This is a genomic window from Kiloniella laminariae DSM 19542, assembly GCF_000374005.1.
Classification (GTDB): Bacteria; Pseudomonadota; Alphaproteobacteria; order Kiloniellales; family Kiloniellaceae; genus Kiloniella; species Kiloniella laminariae.
Genome location: NZ_KB893146.1, coordinates 209,593 through 226,541 on the forward strand (window position 1 = coordinate 209,593; position 16,949 = coordinate 226,541).

General features: G+C 52.3%; 14 protein-coding genes. 9 read left to right on the top strand and 5 right to left on the bottom strand.

Going from position 1 to position 16,949, the window contains the following annotated elements; genetic code table 11:
- Positions 1-7 precede the first annotated feature (7 nt).
- From B152_RS0111695 to B152_RS0111710, 4 genes are all read right to left on the bottom strand, one after another.
- Positions 8-745, bottom strand: coding sequence for a TerB family tellurite resistance protein (locus B152_RS0111695; RefSeq protein ID WP_020592611.1), 738 nt, complete (start codon positions 743-745; stop codon positions 8-10).
- Positions 746-918: 173 nt separating this feature from the next.
- On the bottom strand, positions 919-1,728 hold the full coding sequence (locus tag B152_RS0111700) for a DUF3750 domain-containing protein (RefSeq protein ID WP_020592612.1): 810 nt from the start codon (positions 1,726-1,728) through the stop codon (positions 919-921).
- Between the two features lie 140 nt (positions 1,729-1,868).
- On the bottom strand, positions 1,869-2,753 hold the full coding sequence (yghX, locus tag B152_RS0111705; RefSeq protein WP_020592613.1) for a YghX family hydrolase: 885 nt from the start codon (positions 2,751-2,753) through the stop codon (positions 1,869-1,871).
- Positions 2,754-2,885: 132 nt separating this feature from the next.
- On the bottom strand, positions 2,886-3,581 hold the full coding sequence (locus tag B152_RS0111710) for a DUF2161 domain-containing phosphodiesterase (RefSeq protein ID WP_211212189.1): 696 nt from the start codon (positions 3,579-3,581) through the stop codon (positions 2,886-2,888).
- 195 nt (positions 3,582-3,776) lie between these two features.
- On the opposite strand from B152_RS0111710, the gene B152_RS0111715 reads away from it, so the two are divergent.
- From B152_RS0111715 to B152_RS0111735, 5 genes are all read left to right on the top strand, one after another.
- A complete protein-coding gene (locus tag B152_RS0111715) occupies positions 3,777-5,171 on the top strand; it encodes an FAD-binding oxidoreductase (protein ID WP_020592615.1) in 1,395 nt (464 codons plus the stop codon).
- Positions 5,172-5,756: 585 nt separating this feature from the next.
- On the top strand, positions 5,757-6,854 hold the full coding sequence (locus B152_RS0111720; RefSeq protein WP_020592616.1) for an ABC transporter ATP-binding protein: 1,098 nt from the start codon (positions 5,757-5,759) through the stop codon (positions 6,852-6,854).
- An 87-nt stretch (positions 6,855-6,941) separates the two neighbouring features.
- Positions 6,942-8,036, top strand: a complete 1,095-nt coding sequence (locus B152_RS0111725) for an ABC transporter substrate-binding protein (protein WP_020592617.1) — start codon at positions 6,942-6,944, stop codon at positions 8,034-8,036.
- Positions 8,037-8,189: 153 nt separating this feature from the next.
- A complete protein-coding gene (locus B152_RS0111730) occupies positions 8,190-9,449 on the top strand; it encodes an ABC transporter permease (protein ID WP_020592618.1) in 1,260 nt (419 codons plus the stop codon).
- Between the two features lie 5 nt (positions 9,450-9,454).
- Positions 9,455-10,303: an ABC transporter permease gene (locus tag B152_RS0111735; protein ID WP_020592619.1), complete on the top strand. Its 849-nt coding sequence runs from the start codon at positions 9,455-9,457 to the stop codon at positions 10,301-10,303.
- Between the two features lie 94 nt (positions 10,304-10,397).
- Here the strand turns inward: B152_RS0111735 and B152_RS0111740 are convergent, their stop codons facing one another.
- Positions 10,398-11,477 carry a GlxA family transcriptional regulator gene (locus B152_RS0111740; RefSeq protein WP_020592620.1) on the bottom strand — a complete coding sequence of 360 codons (1,080 nt, stop codon included), beginning with the start codon at positions 11,475-11,477 and terminating at the stop codon, positions 10,398-10,400.
- Positions 11,478-11,650: 173 nt separating this feature from the next.
- On the opposite strand from B152_RS0111740, the gene B152_RS0111745 reads away from it, so the two are divergent.
- Genes B152_RS0111745 through B152_RS0111760 form a run of 4 tightly spaced genes read left to right on the top strand, consistent with a single transcriptional unit; the run spans position 11,651 to position 16,912 of the window.
- Complete coding sequence (locus B152_RS0111745) at positions 11,651-12,901, top strand: sarcosine oxidase subunit beta family protein (protein ID WP_020592621.1); 1,251 nt, start codon at positions 11,651-11,653, stop codon at positions 12,899-12,901.
- 12 nt (positions 12,902-12,913) lie between these two features.
- The gene (locus B152_RS23465; protein ID WP_020592622.1) at positions 12,914-13,300 is read left to right on the top strand and encodes a sarcosine oxidase subunit delta family protein; all 387 of its coding nucleotides are present in this window, start codon (positions 12,914-12,916) and stop codon (positions 13,298-13,300) included.
- Complete coding sequence (locus tag B152_RS0111755) at positions 13,300-16,320, top strand: sarcosine oxidase subunit alpha (RefSeq protein ID WP_020592623.1); 3,021 nt, start codon at positions 13,300-13,302, stop codon at positions 16,318-16,320. The genes B152_RS23465 and B152_RS0111755 overlap by 1 nt, the downstream gene beginning before the upstream one ends.
- Positions 16,313-16,912, top strand: coding sequence for a sarcosine oxidase subunit gamma (locus B152_RS0111760; RefSeq protein WP_020592624.1), 600 nt, complete (start codon positions 16,313-16,315; stop codon positions 16,910-16,912). Before B152_RS0111755 ends, B152_RS0111760 begins: the two co-directional genes overlap by 8 nt.
- The last annotated feature ends 37 nt before the right edge of the window (positions 16,913-16,949 follow it).

Sequence of the window (16,949 nt, forward strand, 5' to 3'; positions counted from 1 at the left end):
TGTTGTTCTATTTTCTGAGTTGTTTGATCTGGTCGTAAGCAGCATTGATCGCAGCCAGTTTTTCGTTGGCAAGATCAACAAACTCCTGGGGCATGCCCTGGGCGACCAGACGATCCGGGTGGTTTTCCAGAACCAGACGGCGGTGGGCGGTTTTGATTTCCGCATCGCTGTCGCTTCTTTGAACCCCGAGGATACGGTAAGGGTCTGATTTATCGGCGCCGACGTTTGAAGCATTGACCCGATCCCACTGTTGCTCGCTGAAGCCGAAAATTTCGGCAACGCTGCGGAGATACTGAATTTCTTCGGGTGAAACCGTGCCGTCGGCTTTGGCAATATGAAACAGGCCGTTGAGGAGTTCCTCGAGCACGGCGGGATTGTTGCGGAAAGTACGGCTCAACTGTTCAGCGTAGGGTTCAAACCCTCCGGCGTCTTGCCGGGCGCGATCAAAAAGGCGGCCGACATTCTTCATTTCTTCTGGGGGAATACGAAATACCTGTTTGAAGGCTGCGACTTCATCCTTGGTGACAACGCCGTCCGCCTTGGCCATCTTGGCGCCCAGAACAATCACCCCGATCGTAAAGGCAATCTGCTTGGTGCCATCATCCTTGATGCCGTCAGGACCGCTTTCGCTTTCAGCGCGCATCCGGTCAACCGCATGTCCGGCCAACGCGCCAAGAAAGGCTCCGATTGGACCGCCAAAGGCGAAACCGGCAGCTCCCCCAACTATTTTTCCCCAGATACTCATGTCCAGCACATTCTCTTGGTTTGTTTACGCTTTCCTGCGTTTGATCGTGATCAGGAAGCAGGACCTTGATTCTGATCTTTTTGCACTAGCCTGCCCAGACAGGGGAGTCAATCCCGGAAGGTATATTTGATCCCTTTTTGTTCTGGTTTGGATGTTTTCATGCAAAGCTTGATCTAGCTTTCCGGTGCAGCGGTATCTTCTGGCAGGGGGATTGTATCCTTGATGAATCCGACCTTGCCGATCCCGGGTAATCGAAGGGCAAGATTGTCAGGATCAAGCCCAAAGCCCAGTCCAAGAAGATTGATTTCCAGCCCTTCAGCCTTTGAAGCAATTGCGCCGATCAGGCCGAAGAAAGATATCTGTATGCCTGTATTGCTGGGAGCCATGGCAACAAAGTGATTGCTGCTGTCGAGATAGTCTTTGCCGATAGCCGTCGGTGGCAGATCTACGGTCATTTCGGGGACGCGTCGGAGGACAAAGGCGGTAAAGGTATTGGAATTGGGGCCCGGCCAGGCTTCGTATTCGTCAGGATAGGGATATTTCTGTGCCGCTGCCAAAATTTCGGGAATCATTTTTTCTGCAGCAGGGCCATGAAGCTCGTAATAGAGCTCTGGTCTGGAGCCAAACCAGTTACGATCCGGCCAACCTGTGGTGGCCGAGGTAACGGGAAGTCCACGACGTTTGCGCCAGCCAATGACTTCCAGTCGGGTGTAGCTTGTTGCATTTTCCGCTTTTACGGCGATCCATGTATGGACGGCAAAGGCGCCACGCCAGCTGAAGGTTCTCGCTCCATAAACCTGAACAATTGCTTCGCGGGATGTCGCGGGATCTGGGGCAAGGCCGCTGCGATCATTATTGGCCTTGCCCCAGGGTGTGGAAAGATCGATCTCATCCGAGGATACGACAAAGATTGGCCCGATAAGCAATAGCATCAGGGTGATTGCCAGAACGCCGAGGCATTTGAAGAAAGAAGATATCATCATCTTTTCATGCCTCCTGAATAAGGCAGGTTAATGGCAGAAAAAAGCCGATCTGCCCCAGGTCAGATTTAAAGAGTATCAGGAAGGTCAACCCTTTCCTCGATCAAGGGGAAAGGGTTGACGTTTGTGGCTTTTTGCCATTCCTAACTGAGCTTGTCGGCAAAGAACTCTATGGTTCGCTTCCAGGCAAGTTCCGCGGCGGTTTCGTCATATCTGGGCGTGGTGTCATTGTGAAAGCCGTGATTGACCCCGTCATAAATATGGACTGTGTAGTCCTTGCCGTGTTCTTTCAAGGCGGCTTCATAAGCGGGCCAGCCTTCGTTGACCCGGGTATCCAGGGCTGCGTAGTGCAGCAGCAGCGGGGACTGGATTTGTGCTGTTTCTTCTGCACTTGCCTGGCGACCATAAAAAGGCACGCTGGCGCTCATATCCGGAAGGCGAACTGCCATTTTGTTACAGACGCCCCCGCCGTAGCAGAAACCAACTGCACCAACCTTGCCATTGGAATTATCGTCTGCCTTCAGAAAATGATAAGCGGCGATAAAGTCTTCTGTGAGTTTATCTGAATCAAGCTGTTTCTGGAGTTCTTTACCCTCATCATCTGTGCCGGGATAACCGCCCAGAGGGGTGAGGCCGTCGGGTGCGAGGGCCGTGAAACCTGCGATAGCTACACGTCGTGCGACATCGGCGATATAGGGATTAAGGCCCCGGTTTTCGTGAATAACAACGACGCTGCCGCGTTTGCCGCCCTCTGTTGGACGAACCAGATACCCCTTGATTTTCCCGTGTCCGTCAGGTGAGTCATATTCAATTGTTTCAGCTGTGATCCTCGGGTCGTTTTCTTCTACCTGCTTCGCCAGGGCGTAGTTGGGCGAAAGGGACTTGAGCAAAGCAGCACCGGTAAGTCCCCCGACACTGTATTTTACAGCTTTGTCCATGAATTCCCTGCGACCGATAAGTCCGTGGGCATAGTGATCATAAAGGTTAAGCAGTTCCTGGTTGAAATCACTGGCTTTTTTGCGTGTCATTTCGGGTCTTCCTTATATCAAAATTGATTAAGAATAAGGCGTGCAGAAATCTATACCTGTTTGGAGAGGTTGTTGTTTCGGGCTGTTTTCGTCGAACCCTGTTCCCCTGTTTGTTATGCGTAAGGGGGTAGTTTAGCGCAATGTGTCTAGGACATCAGAAAAAACTGTCAGGGCTTCTTCACCTTTTGGTGAAAGACCGTAAATGCCGCGCTCTGTGCGGTGAAACCAGCCATAAACATCACGTTGCAGGATGGCAGAGGCTTTTGCGACAGCTGTGTTCTTTCGGATATCCGCAGCTTTTGCTGTGCCGTGAAGCTTGATAAAGGCGGCACAGCGCAGGGAATCCTGCCGATAGGCGGTGATAATCGGGCGTTTGTTGCTGCCGCCCAGATTGGGGTCTCCAACTCTCCGTTCGAATTCCTGCAATAACAGACCACTTCGTCGTTTATTTTTTCTCGGAACATAGGGGGCCGGGTCCTGCTGCACGACAACATCCGGGCTGAGGTTCTCGCTGATGCGCACAGTGATCAGCCCCAGTCCAAGGCGGCGGCAAAGCTTGATGATGTCTTTCCTGTAGCGAAACCAGAGATTATTCTTTGTCAGGCGATGCGGTACTGCAAAAGCAAGGTAGACATCGTCGCTCAGGCTTTGTCGCTCAATGCCTTGCAGAAACAGGGGAAGTGTAATTCCGGTTTTTAACTCAATGATCACAGGAGGTTCATCGCCACGGCAGGCGACAACATCGCATCCCCGGATTTCCGACTTTACCTCATAGCCCTGTCGTTCAAGGTAGGCTTTAAGGGGGGGGTAGAGGTCTGTTTCGCGCAAAATATTGTCCCGGGATAAAAAGGGCAAGGCTTGTGATGTCCCGGGCATCCTGCCTTTTGACCTAGGCAAGATCAAGCTGTCTGCAATTGCCTGCTTGCGCTTTGGTTTTCTCTTCGCCAGCATGGGTTGACTGTCTGTGTGATCAGGTAGCGCCCGGAGAAATCAGAAAATAACCTTGCTTGTGGATGTGCCCCGATGACTGTTTCCCCACGCCTTACGCCCGTTTTGAAAGATGCCTTGGCCAAACTTCTTGGTGAACGCCTGAACCTGTCGACCGCTATCTGTGAGCGTCACGGACAGGGGGAGGCGCACCACCCCGGCATGCCGCCGGAAGGGGTTGCTTTTGCGAAAACAACAGAGGAAGTCTCTGCCATTATGCGTCTTTGCCATGCCCATGATTGTCCGGTGGTGCCTTTCGGGACCGGGACATCCCTTGAAGGGCATACCGCAGCGGTTGCCGGCGGACTTTGTATCGATTTATCCGAGATGGCAGCGATCCTCGAAACGAATGATGAGGATCTGGATTGCCGGGTTCAGGCCGGTGTCACCCGAAAGCAGCTCAACCAGCATCTACGGGATACAGGACTATTCTTTCCTATTGATCCCGGTGCTGATGCCTCCCTGGGCGGTATGGCAGCGACGCGGGCTTCCGGAACCAATGCAGTGCGGTATGGAACCATGCGGGACAATGTGTTGGGGATGACGGTAGTCCTCGCCGATGGAGAGGTTGTCCGAACAGGTGGTCGTGCGCGTAAATCTTCTGCTGGGTATGATCTGACTCGCTTGATGATTGGTTCGGAAGGGACGCTTGGAATTATTACAGAACTTCAGCTGAGGTTGTATGGTATTCCCGAAGCGATATCTGCTGCTGTTTGTTCCTTTGACGATCTGGAAGCTGCGGTAAATACGGTTATGCTGACAATCCAGTCTGGTATTCCGGTTGCACGCATTGAGTTGCTTGATGCTGTGCAAATGGATGCTGTTAATCGCTATTCAAAGCTTGATTACCCCGTTGCGCCGACCCTGTTCTTTGAATTTCATGGCTCGGAAGCTTCCGTCAAAGAGCAGGCTACGCGTGTTGGTGAAATTGCCCAGGAGTATCGGGGAGGTGATTTTCAATGGGCCAGCCGCCCCGAGGATCGCAATCGGCTCTGGCAGGCCAGACACGATGCCTTCTATGCAGCGATTAATCTCAGGGCGGGATGCCGGGGCTGGCCGACAGATGTCTGTGTGCCTGTATCCCGTCTTGCCGAAGCAATTCTCGAAACCCGGCGCCTGATTGAAGAGGAGGACTTGATTGCGCCGATGGTCGGTCATGTTGGCGATGGGAACTTTCATGTACTTTTTATTGTCGATACAGATAATCAGGAAGAGATGGCCCGGGCAGCAAGGGTAAACACAGCAATGGTCGAGATGGCGATCAAATTTGGCGGAACCTGTACCGGAGAACACGGTGTGGGGCTGGGAAAAAGAAAGTATTTGATAAAAGAGCACGGTGAAGGTGCTGTCGGAGTTATGCGGCGGATCAAGCTGGCGCTGGACCCCAAGGGGCTTTTGAACCCAGGAAAAATTTTGCCAGAAAGCGCATGAACATTAAGTCTGGCTCTGCTCGTTGCTTTGCGATTCTCAGATCAGGGCTGTAACTCCTGGGGGGAGCTATCGTGAAAGTGGCGGTAATCCTGGGGGGTAGCTTATTTTATTTTACAGAGGTTCGTTTCAAAAGTTGATTGTGTCGCAGATCAGTAAAATTTTGGTCGATTTGTCTCAATTATTCATGTTAATGTCACATCCGTTCATGACACTTGCGAGAACATCAGTCATCGTGAGGGTGGTTATGGCAGTATTAAGTCGATTGAGAACCAGATCAGCTCTCGCAAAGAAGGGCGGTCGCTATGAAAGCCCGATCAGAGGCTGACGGTTTTTACTCGATAAAGAATTATAAAAACATGCGCGACCTCGAAGTCGCGCTGACTTATGGAGGCAGGTCATGAGCAGGTTTATTTTTTCCAAGATCCAGCCTTAAAAAGACGAGTTTTAGGAACACTTTTCCTGAAAGATTGCGCCCTGTTTTTTTTGGGGCGCTTGATTTCTAAGGGATAAGTGGTTCTAATGATGTGCAATTAATAATTCGCGCACTGCGAGCTAATTTTGAACAGGTAGCGAGGCGAAAGCGCAATGACAAGTCCCGTATCCAGCGAGGCGTTTGTGCGCTTTGATGGGGTCCAGAAGAGTTACGACGGCGTTAATCTGGTTGTTAAAGACCTGAATGTCGATATCCCACGAGGCGAATTNCTAACGATGCTTGGCCCTTCCGGGTCTGGCAAAACGACTTCACTGATGATGCTTGCCGGATTTGAAACCGCAACACATGGTGACATCTTTCTCAATGGCCGATCCATTAATAATGTGGCACCCCATAAAAGGGGTATCGGCATGGTGTTCCAGAACTACGCTTTGTTCCCTCACATGACCGTTGCTGAAAATCTGGCGTTTCCGCTTCAGGTGCGCAAGATGGGAAAGGCCGAGGTTAAGGAACGCGTTCAAAAAGCGCTTGATATGGTCGAGCTGGGTGTGTTTGGCAATCGCCGCCCTGCACAGCTGTCCGGTGGACAGCAACAGCGCGTGGCTGTTGCCCGTGCGCTGGTTTTTGAACCGGATCTGGTGTTGATGGACGAGCCTCTCGGGGCGCTTGATAAGAACCTGCGTGAACAGATGCAGTATGAAATCAAGCATATTCACGAGCGGCTGGGTGTGACAGTGGTCTATGTGACGCATGATCAATCCGAAGCCCTGACCATGTCGAACCGGATCGCCGTGTTCGAAGATGGTCGTATCCAGCAGCTGGCTCCGCCAACAGAACTTTATGAAAAGCCCGAGAACGCCTTTGTTGCCCAGTTTATCGGGGAAAACAATACGCTGACAGGCCAGGTTGATGCCGTAGCGGGTGGTATTTGTGAAGTGGTTCTTGATAATGGAGACCGCGTAAAGGCGCTTGATATCAACACGGACGGTGCGGGTCATGGAACCACTCTGTCCCTGCGTCCGGAACGTGTGTTCCTCAATCCTGCAGAAGGGCAGTGCCAGAATATGTTCTCTGGCCTGGCTGAAGAAGTAATCTATCTTGGTGATCATATCCGCGTCCGCATGAATATCTGCGGTCACAATGATTTTATCGTCAAGGTTCCAAATTCCTCCGATAAAAAAGGTCTCGCAAAAGGCGATACCATTCCTGTCGGCTGGAGTATTGATGACTGTCGGGCACTTGATGCCTGACAATCGACCATCTTCTCGCCGGTTTGGCGGAAGATACCAACGTGTTTTTTGACACATGGTCACAAAGCCTTAGGGAGGCATATACGAATGAAGAATAGTTTGAAACTTTCCACTGCAATCATCTTGGGTTCCGTCGCAGTTGCAACGGTTGCCCAGGCTGCTGAAAGCATCACTGTTGTATCCTGGGGCGGTGCATACACCGCCAGCCAGCGTGGCGCTTACAGTGATCCTTTTACTGCAAAAACAGGCATTACTGTTCTTGATGAAGACAAGTCCGGAAACGCTCTCGCCGGGATGCGTGCCCAGGCTGAAGCTGGTAATGGCACCTGGGATATTGTTGATATTCTTGAAGGTGATGCGCTGACAGCTTGTGACGAAGGCATCGCCCAGGAAATCGATTACAACAATGATCTGGAGCAGGGTGCTGACGGTACTGCACCGCTGGACGATTTTGTTGCCGGTTCACTGACAGGCTGTTTTGTCCCAACAATCGTATACGCGACTCTCTTTGCGTATAACAACACTGCATTCCCGGATGGAGCACCTCAGACTATTTCTGATGTGTTTGATCTTGAAAAGTTCCCTGGGAAACGGTCTCTGGAGAAAATTCCAGCCGCGAACCTCGAGTGGGCTCTGGTTGCAGATGGCGTTCCTTATGATGAAGTATATGAAGTTCTGGATACACCCGAAGGTGTGGACCGGGCTTTTGCCAAACTTGACACCATCAAGGACTCTGTTATCTGGTGGGAAGCTGGCGCACAGCCACCACAGCTTCTTGCTGATGGCGAAGTGACAATCGCTTCCGCATACAATGGCCGTATCTTCAACGCTCAGGTTGTTGAAAATCAGCCGTTCACCATTATCTGGGACGGTCAGATGTTCGAGCTTGATGGATGGGTTGTTCCAAAGAACGCACCAAACAAAAAAGCTGCAATGGACTATCTGCGTTTCTCTACAGATACACAGCGTCTTGCTGATCAGGCGAAATATATCTCCTATGGTCCTGCACGTAAGTCTTCTGCGCCTTTGATTTCCACACACATTTCTACCGGTGTGGACATGAACCCGCATATGCCAACAAACCCAGCTAACTTCAAGACACCAATCAAGAAGGATGCTGCGTTCTGGGCAGATAACGGCGATGATCTGAAAGAGCGTTTCAACGCTTGGTTGGCTCAATAAGCCAGTTTACGGGAGGGAGCCTACGGGCTCCCTCAACCGTATTATACAAGACAGCTGATTAATGATTCCTGACATCTGTCAGGAGAAATAAAACCTTGTACAGACCCGGTTCATATAAGCGGTTTACAAGCAAGGTGCGTCTGGGAAAAATTCATGGCAATAACAGTCGATGCCTCGGGTGATCTGAGCCCGGAAGAACAGAAGAGACTCAAGGCTGACCTGCATCGTTCTCTTTTTCGGAACAAGGTCAGAGCATGTCTGCTCGTAGCTCCTCTTGTCGTGTTTATTTTGGTAACTTTTGTCGCCCCGATTGGCAATATGCTGATCCGGAGTGTGGAAGATCCCCAAGTCAACGAATACATGCCCTTGACGTCTGAAGCCCTTCAGGACTGGGATGGTCAGGAGCTGCCAGACGAAACGATTTTTGCGGCGCTTGCTCAAGACCTAATCGCGGGTAGAGAAAGTAAGGAAATTGGTAAAGCTGCCACTCGGCTGAATTATGAAAGCAGTGGCATGCGCAGCCTGATCATGGGATCCGCGCGAAAGATTTCACGTATCGAACCGCCTTATAAAGAAGCGCTTATCGAAGCCGATAAAGACTGGGCAGATATTGATAACTGGAAAATTATCAAACGTCTGAGCTCTTCTTATACTTCGTCTTATTATGTCGCAGCACTCGATATGGAGACCTCGCCTGATGGTGAAGTGTCTTTTGTACCTGAAAACCAGCAGATTTATCTGAAACTGTTCTGGCGCACACTCTGGATGTCCATGCTGATCACAGCCATGACTGTTCTTCTGGGCTATCCGGTTTCCTACTTCCTGGCATCCCTGCCGGTGAAAAAAGCAAATGTGCTGATGATTCTGGTGTTGCTGCCGTTTTGGACGTCTCTTCTGGTGAGAACGAGCTCCTGGATTGCCATGTTGCAATCGCAAGGTATCTTGAATGATTTGCTGGTTTGGATGGGCATAATTGCAGACGAACAGCGGTTGCAGATGATCTACAATGCTTTGGGCACTGTGATTGCGATGACCCATATCCTGCTGCCTTTCATGATACTGCCGCTATACTCCGTTATGAAAACAGTGCCACCAAGTTATCTGCGTGCGGCCCGGTCACTGGGCGCTAATCCCTGGACGGCTTTCTGGCAGGTTTATTTACCCCAGACGATCCCGGGGATTTCTGCCGGAGCTATTCTGGTCTTCATTCTGGCGATTGGGTATTACATCACCCCGGCTCTTGTCGGTGGTCAGTCCGGACAGTTTATCGGTAACTTGATTGCCTATCATATGCAGGGTTCTCTCAACTGGGGTATGGCTGCTGCACTTGGCGTGATGCTATTGGTTCTGGTGATGGGTATCTATGGTCTCTATAGCCGCTTTGTCGGTGTTAACAACGTCAAGCTGGGGTAAGAGATATGTCTGTTCCTTCCTATGCTGGCCCACTCGAACGTACATGGTACTATGCCTTTCGCGTTTTCTGTGCGGCCGTATTTATCTTTCTGATTGCACCGATCCTGGTGATTGTTCCTCTGTCGTTTAATGCCGAACCCTACTTCAGCTTTACACAGGGGATGTTGACCCTCGATCCTGATGCCTATTCAACCCGCTGGTATGAGGAATTCCTCACCAGTGATCGATGGCTGGAATCAATCAAGAACTCGGTGATTGTCGCTTTCTTCTCGACTTTCCTTGCTGCTTCTCTTGGTACTCTGGCGGCTCTGGGATTGAGCCGTTCCGAGCTGCCCTACAAGGGACTGATCATGGGACTGTTGATCTCGCCGATGATCGTACCTTTGATTATTGCCGCTGCCGGGATGTTCTTTTTCTATTCGTCACTCGGAATTTCTCAAAGCTATGTTGGCCTGATTCTGGCGCACACAGCCTTGGGAACCCCTTTTGTTGTGATCACGGTAACCGCAACGCTCAGCGGGTTTGATCACAATCTGGTCAAGGCTGCTGCCAACCTGGGGGCCACACCGACCTATACCTTCTTCAAGATCACCATGCCGCTGATTATGACAGGTGTGATTTCAGGGGCACTTTTTGCTCTGATGACATCTTTTGATGAAGTTATCGTGGCGATCTTTATTGCCGGGGTCGAGCAGCGTACCATTCCAATGCAGATGTGGTCTGGTATTCGCGAGCAGATCAGCCCGACCATTCTGGCGGTTGCGACAATCTTGATCACTTTCTCGGTCATCATGCTGGCGACGGTGGAGATCCTGCGTCGTCGTTCTGACCGTATCCGCGGGATTATCTCCTGATCCCTGTCAGAGAAGACACTGCTGAACAACAAAAAAACAGGCTCTCTCGGGGGCCTGTTTTTTTGTTGTTCAGCGCAGGGGCTGAAGCTCTTCGTTAAATACCTTCCGCGACGAGAGCCTGTAGAATCAGTTGGCCTTCGTCCGGAGAGTTTCGGATCGAAGAAGGGGGGCGTTTGAAGGTCTTGCTAAAGTGACGGGAAAAATGGGAGGCATCTGAGAAACCACAGTCGGCGGCAATGTCGCTGATGGCCTTTTCTGTGTTCAGCAGCTGCCAGAGACCATAACGCAGTCTGAGTTCGCGGTAACAGGCCTGAGGGCTCATGCTCAGATGTTCACTGAAAATTCTCTCAAGCTGTCGTTTCGAAATATTTACCCGCCGGGCAATGTCTTCGACCGAGAGGGGTGTGCTCATATTCTGTTCCATGGTCAGCACAGCCTTCCTGACCCTGTCGTTGCGTGAAAGCTTGATGGTCGGTGGCTGAGGCTGGGGCGCATTGGCAGAACGGACCTTTTCGACCAGCAGGATGCGCAGGCTTTTCTGGGCAATGGTCTTGCCCAGATGGCGTTCTACCAGCCAGGCAGCAAGATCGAGTGCTCCGGCACCCCCCGCACAGGTAATGCGCTTGCCATCAATCACATACATTTGGTCTGCGACCGGTTTCACATCGCTGAACTCTTCAAGAAAATCGTTGTGATGGTACCAGCTGACACAGCATCTTCGCCCGTTCATCAGACCAGCCCTGATCATGGCAAAGCTGCCTGTGCAAAGCCCGACAATGCTGACGCCAAGTGCAGCAGCCTGCTGCAGTACCTTGATGGTCTCGGCATCTGCCTGTGGCCCCTTGTGCAGAAGGCCGCCAACCACGACGAGATAGTCGTACTGGCCCAAATCTGCTATATCCTGTGTTGGAGTGATTTCTATTCCGCAACTGGATTTGACAGGTTTTCCCGGTTTTGGACTGATCAGAGACCAGCGGCATTTTAGGGGGCGGCTGAAATCTCCTTCATCTGCCGCGAGGCGCAAGACATCGATTACGGATGAAAAAGGTGTCAGGGTGAAGTTTGGCAGGAGTATAAATGCGACACTTAGGGAAATCTTCTTGTCTGGGCTCTCCGACGGAGCTTCGAGTGGAAGCTTGTTTTTGTTCAGGCTTGTGTTGACTGGTGTATTCACTGGCTCTCAGGCCTTTTGCTGGCTTGATTAAACAAGAGGATATTTAGTGTCGTTATCAGACAGACAGGGTAACAGAATGTCGCAAGTATTCAATCATCTTGTCTTCGTTGTACATGGTCGCGCGGTTCAACTCGGCGTAGGATACCGGCAACTAACAGAGGAGTATTGACGGCATGTCCCGTTTTTCGATTTTCAGCCTGGCCCGCAATGCCATGAGCTGGCATCAGAACTGGCCCAGTCAATGGCGCAGCCCGGAACCCAAACCGGAATATGATGTCGTCATTATTGGTGCTGGTGGCCACGGTCTGGCTACGGCCTACTATCTTGCCAAGGAACATGGCATCACGAATGTTGCCGTGATCGAAAAAGGCTGGCTCGGCGGAGGGAACACAGGTCGGAACACGACCATCGTGCGTTCCAACTATCTCTGGGATGAGTCTGGTCTGTTTTATGAAAACGCGATGAAGCTTTGGGAAAATCTGTCCCAGGAGCTGAACTACAACGTGATGTTCTCCCAACGCGGGGTGATGAACCTTGCGCATAATCTGGGGGATGTTCGTGAATCGGTTCGTCGTGTGAATGCGAATAACCTGAACGGAATTGACGCGGAGTGGCTCAATGCCGAACAGGTCAAAGAGTTCTGTCCGATTATCAATATCTCGAAAAACAGCCGCTATCCCGTATTGGGGGCAACATTGCAGCGCCGCGGCGGGACCGCCCGTCATGATGCTGTGGCCTGGGGTTATGCCCGCGGGGCTGATGCCATGGGCGTTGATGTGATCCAGAACTGTGAAGTTCAGGGCCTGATGGTTGAAGGTGGTGTGATCAAGGGTGTGCGCACCAGCCGCGGTGAAATCAAGGCAAAGAAAGTTGCTATGGCCTGTGCCGGGCATACTTCAGTGGTTGCTGATATGGCCGGGATCCGTTTGCCGATTGAATCTCATCCGCTGCAGGCACTGGTGTCTGAGCCGATGAAGCCGGTGATCGACTGTGTTGTCATGTCGAATGCGGTGCATGTCTACGTATCCCAGTCAGACAAGGGTGAACTGGTTATGGGCGCGGGGATTGATCCTTATGTCGGCTATAGCCAGCGCGGGTCGCTTCATGTGATCGAAAACCAGTTGGCGGCAGCAATGGAGCTTTTCCCGCTGTTCAGCCGGACGCGTCTGATGCGTTCCTGGGGCGGTATTGTCGATACCTGTCCTGATGCCTCGCCGATTGTTGGCAAGACCCCGGTCAAAAACCTCTATGTCAATGCTGGCTGGGGGACTGGTGGTTTCAAGGCAACACCGGGTTCCGGATTCTGTTACGCCCATACGATTGCCAAGGACGAACCGCACCCTCTCAATGCGCCTTTCTCGATTGATCGCTTTATCACAGGTGCGCTGGTCGATGAACACGGCGCCGCCGGTGTGGCTCACTAAGGAGTTTTTTCGATGCTTTATATCAAATGTCCCTGGTGTGGTGAACGCGACGAAACCGAATACCACTATGGCGGCGAGGCACACATTGCCCGGCCGGAAAATCCGGATGAATTGACGGATGCCGAATGGGCTGAATATGTCTTCATGCGTACAAACACCAAGGGTGTTCACCGTGAGCGGTGGGTCCATTCAGATGGTTGCCGCCGCTGGTTTAACGTTGCGCGGAACACCGTAACCAACGAGATTGTTGCTGTCTACAAGGCTGGTGAAAAGCTGGAACTGCCTGCAGCGGAGGCTGTGAAAGCCGAGGCCGAAACCAAAAAAGCGCCAGCGAAGAAACCTGCCAAAAAGCCCGCAACTGTCAAAAAAGCTGCTGTCGACAAGAAAGAAGGTGCGTGATGACCGAGAAATTCCGCACATCGCATGGAACCGGGGTCGACCGTTCCAGCGTGATCAATTTTACCTTTAATGGTAAGGCCTATCGAGGTGTCGCAGGCGATACCCTGGCATCTGCACTGGTTGCCAATGGTGTTCATCTTGTCGGCCGGAGCTTCAAAACGCACCGTCCGCGCGGGATACTGACCTGTGGTTCGGAAGAACCGAATGCCATCATCCAGCTGGAAACGGGTCCCCGCAGCGAACCAAACCTGCGCGCAACCCAGATCGAGCTTTATGAGGGGTTGATCGCCAAATCAGTCAACTGCTGGCCGAGCGTCAACTTTGATGTTCTGGCAGTGAACGGCCTGGCGTCTCGTCTTTTTGTTGCCGGTTTCTATTACAAAACTTTTATGGACCCGAAATCCATGTGGATGACGGTTTATGAACCGATGATCCGCCGGATGGCCGGGCTCGGGGTTTTGCCACGGGAAAAAGATCCGGACACCTATGACCACATGAACGAGTTCTGTGAAGTCATGGTTATCGGTGCAGGGCCTGCTGGTCTGGCCGCCGCCCTTGCCGCCGGGAAAAGCGGTGCACGTGTCGTTCTCTGTGACGAGCAGGTGGAATTTGGTGGTTCCCTGCTCAACAGCAAGGAAATCATTGACGGTCGCCCGGCGCTTGAGTGGGTCGCTTCTGCTGTGGCTGAACTGGAAGCCATGGACAATGTCCGCCTGTTGAAACGGGCGAATGCCTTTGGCTATTACGACCATAACTACATTACCGTTCATGAACGCCGGACCGACCACTTCGGCCCGGGGGCAAAGCCGGAACTGGCGCGTCACCGCGTCTGGCATTTCCGTGCCAAACAGGTTGTTCTGGCAACAGGATCTCACGAACGTCCTCTGGTTTTTGCCGATAATGATCGCCCGGGTATTATGCTGGCGGCTTCCGGTCAGGCCTATGCCAACAGGTATGGGGCTTTGCCAGGCAAACGGGGTGTTGTCTTCACCAACAACGACAGCGCCTACAGGGTTGCGATTGACCTTGTTGATGCAGGTATGGCCATTCCGATGGTGATTGATCTGCGTGAAGTTGCAGACGGCGAATTGCCAAACGTAGCGCGTCAGAAAGGGATCGAGGTTGTTACGGGCGCAGGTATCGTTGCCACAGAAGGACGCAAGCGCCTGAAGGCAATCGAGATTGCACAGATCTCTTCTGATGGCGAGAAAATCACCGGGGCCAAGCGTCGGATCGAGTGTGACACAATCCTGATGTCCGGTGGCTGGAACCCAGCTGTTCACCTGTTCTCCCAGTCGATCGGGAAATTGCGTTACGACGAGGAAAAAGCCTGCTTCCTGCCAAATATTTCTTCGCAGAAAGAACGGACTGTTGGTGCCTGTAAGGGAACCTTTGATCTGCAGTCTGCGCTGGAAGAGGGGATGGCTGCCGGGGCGCTTGCTGCTCAGGACAGTGGTTTTGGCAAAGGAAAAGCACCAGCTGCGCCGAAAGCAATTGTTGTCGTCGAAAAGCCGCTCAAAGCTATCTGGGTTGTGCCAACCGATCATCCGGTCGGGCAGGGACCTCGCAAACACTTTGTCGATTACCAGCACGACGTCACAGCCGCAGATATCATGCTGGCAGCGCGCGAGGGCATGCACTCTGTCGAGCACATGAAACGCTTTACCACAACAGGTATGGCGACAGACCAGGGTAAACTCTCCAACGTCAATGGTCTGGCTATTCTCTCGGCCCAGCTGGGCAAGGCGATCCCGCAGGTTGGGACAACCACTTTCCGCCCTCCTTACACACCAGTGACCTTTGGGGCTCTGGCCGGACGGGGGATTAACGGCGATCTGGCTGACCCTGTCCGCCGGACACCTATGTACAGCTGGCATCTTGAACATGGGGCAACCTTTGAGCCAGTAGGTCAGTGGCAGCGTGCCTGGTATTACCCGAAAGCCGGGGAAGACATGCATGCAGCCGTGACCCGCGAGAGCAAGGCGTTGCGTGATGGGGTTGGTATTCTTGACGCTTCGACGCTTGGGAAAATCGACATTCAGGGCAAGGATGCTGCACAGTTCCTGAACATGATCTACACCAATGCCTGGCTGAAGCTTCCGGTCGGTTCCTGTCGTTACGGCTTTATGCTCAAGGAAGACGGTATGGTCTTTGATGACGGTGTGACGTCAAGACTGGGGGAAAATCACTTCCATATGACGACCACAACAGGCGGGGCTGCCGGAGTTCTCGACTGGCTCGAGGAATATCTGCAGACCGAGTGGCCCGATCTTGAAGTTTACTGTACTTCTGTGACGGAAGAATGGTCGACACTTTCAATCGGTGGCCCCAAAGCTCGCGAATTGTTGGAAGAACTGGCACCGGAGATGGATTTCTCCAACGAGGCGTTCCCCTTCATGACCTGGCGCGAAGGTGATGTTGCCGGGGTTCCGGCAAGGGTTTTCCGCATCTCCTTCACAGGGGATCTTTCCTACGAGATCAACGTGCGCAATTGGCACGGGCTTCATATGTGGGAAAAATGTATGGAACTGGGCGCGAAGTATGACATCACCCCTTATGGCACCGAGACGATGCACGTCCTCCGTGCGGAAAAGGGCTTTGTCATTATCGGTCAGGATACCGACGGCACGCAGACACCGCAGGATCTGGGCATGGACTGGATTATTGCCAAAAGCAAAGCCGACTTTATCGGACGGCGTTCCTTCGTTCGCGAGGATACGAAACGCTCAGACCGCAAACAGCTTGTCGGCCTGATGACCGAAAACCCGAAAGAAGTCCTGGCAGAGGGTGCCCAGCTTACCTATGAGCGGGTGAACCCGACCCCGGCACCAATGGTCGGTCATGTGACTTCAGCTTACTGGAGCCCTAATCTGGATCACTCCATCGCCATGGCTATGGTCAAGGATGGTCATAACAGGATGGGACAATGGATCTACGCGCACGACCGTGGCAAGGTGACAAAAGTCAAGATTGTCAGCCCGGTTTTCTATGATCAGAAAGGGGAACGTCGTGATGGTTGATAATTTCCGCCGCAGCATCATCGCTAACAAAGCAGAAGCGATGATCAACGGTTCAGTCACGGGCGACAACGGTGTTGTCCTGACAGAAATTCCATTTCTGGCCCAGGTTAATATTCGGGGCAATTGTGAAGACAAAAAGTTTGTTGCCGGGGTCAAGTCAGCTACTGGACTGGCTGTTCCCACCACACCAAACAGCTATGTCAGTAAAGGGGATCTAACCATTTTCTGGCTCAGCCCGGATGAATGGCAGGTTATTGGTCCGGTAGATGCCCAGAACGATCTGGTTGCCAAACTGCGGGATGCCCTCTCTGGACAGCATGTGGCTGTTATCGATGTTTCCGGAAACCGGACGGCGCTGGAACTCAGTGGCGCCCAGGCCCGGAACGTGATGAAGAAGGGCTGTCGCCTGGATATGGACCCTCAGTCTTTTGCGCCGGGACAGGTTGTTCAGACCCGCGTTGCCAAGGCGCCGGTTATTCTGCAGATGGTTGATGACAAACCTGTGTTCCGCATGTTTGTCCGTCCCTCGTTTGCGGAATATCTGGTGGACTGGCTGCTGGATGCAATGAGCGAGTATCGTTACTCTGCTTAAGAGCCATTTGTACCAAGTTAAATAACCAAAGGGCCCG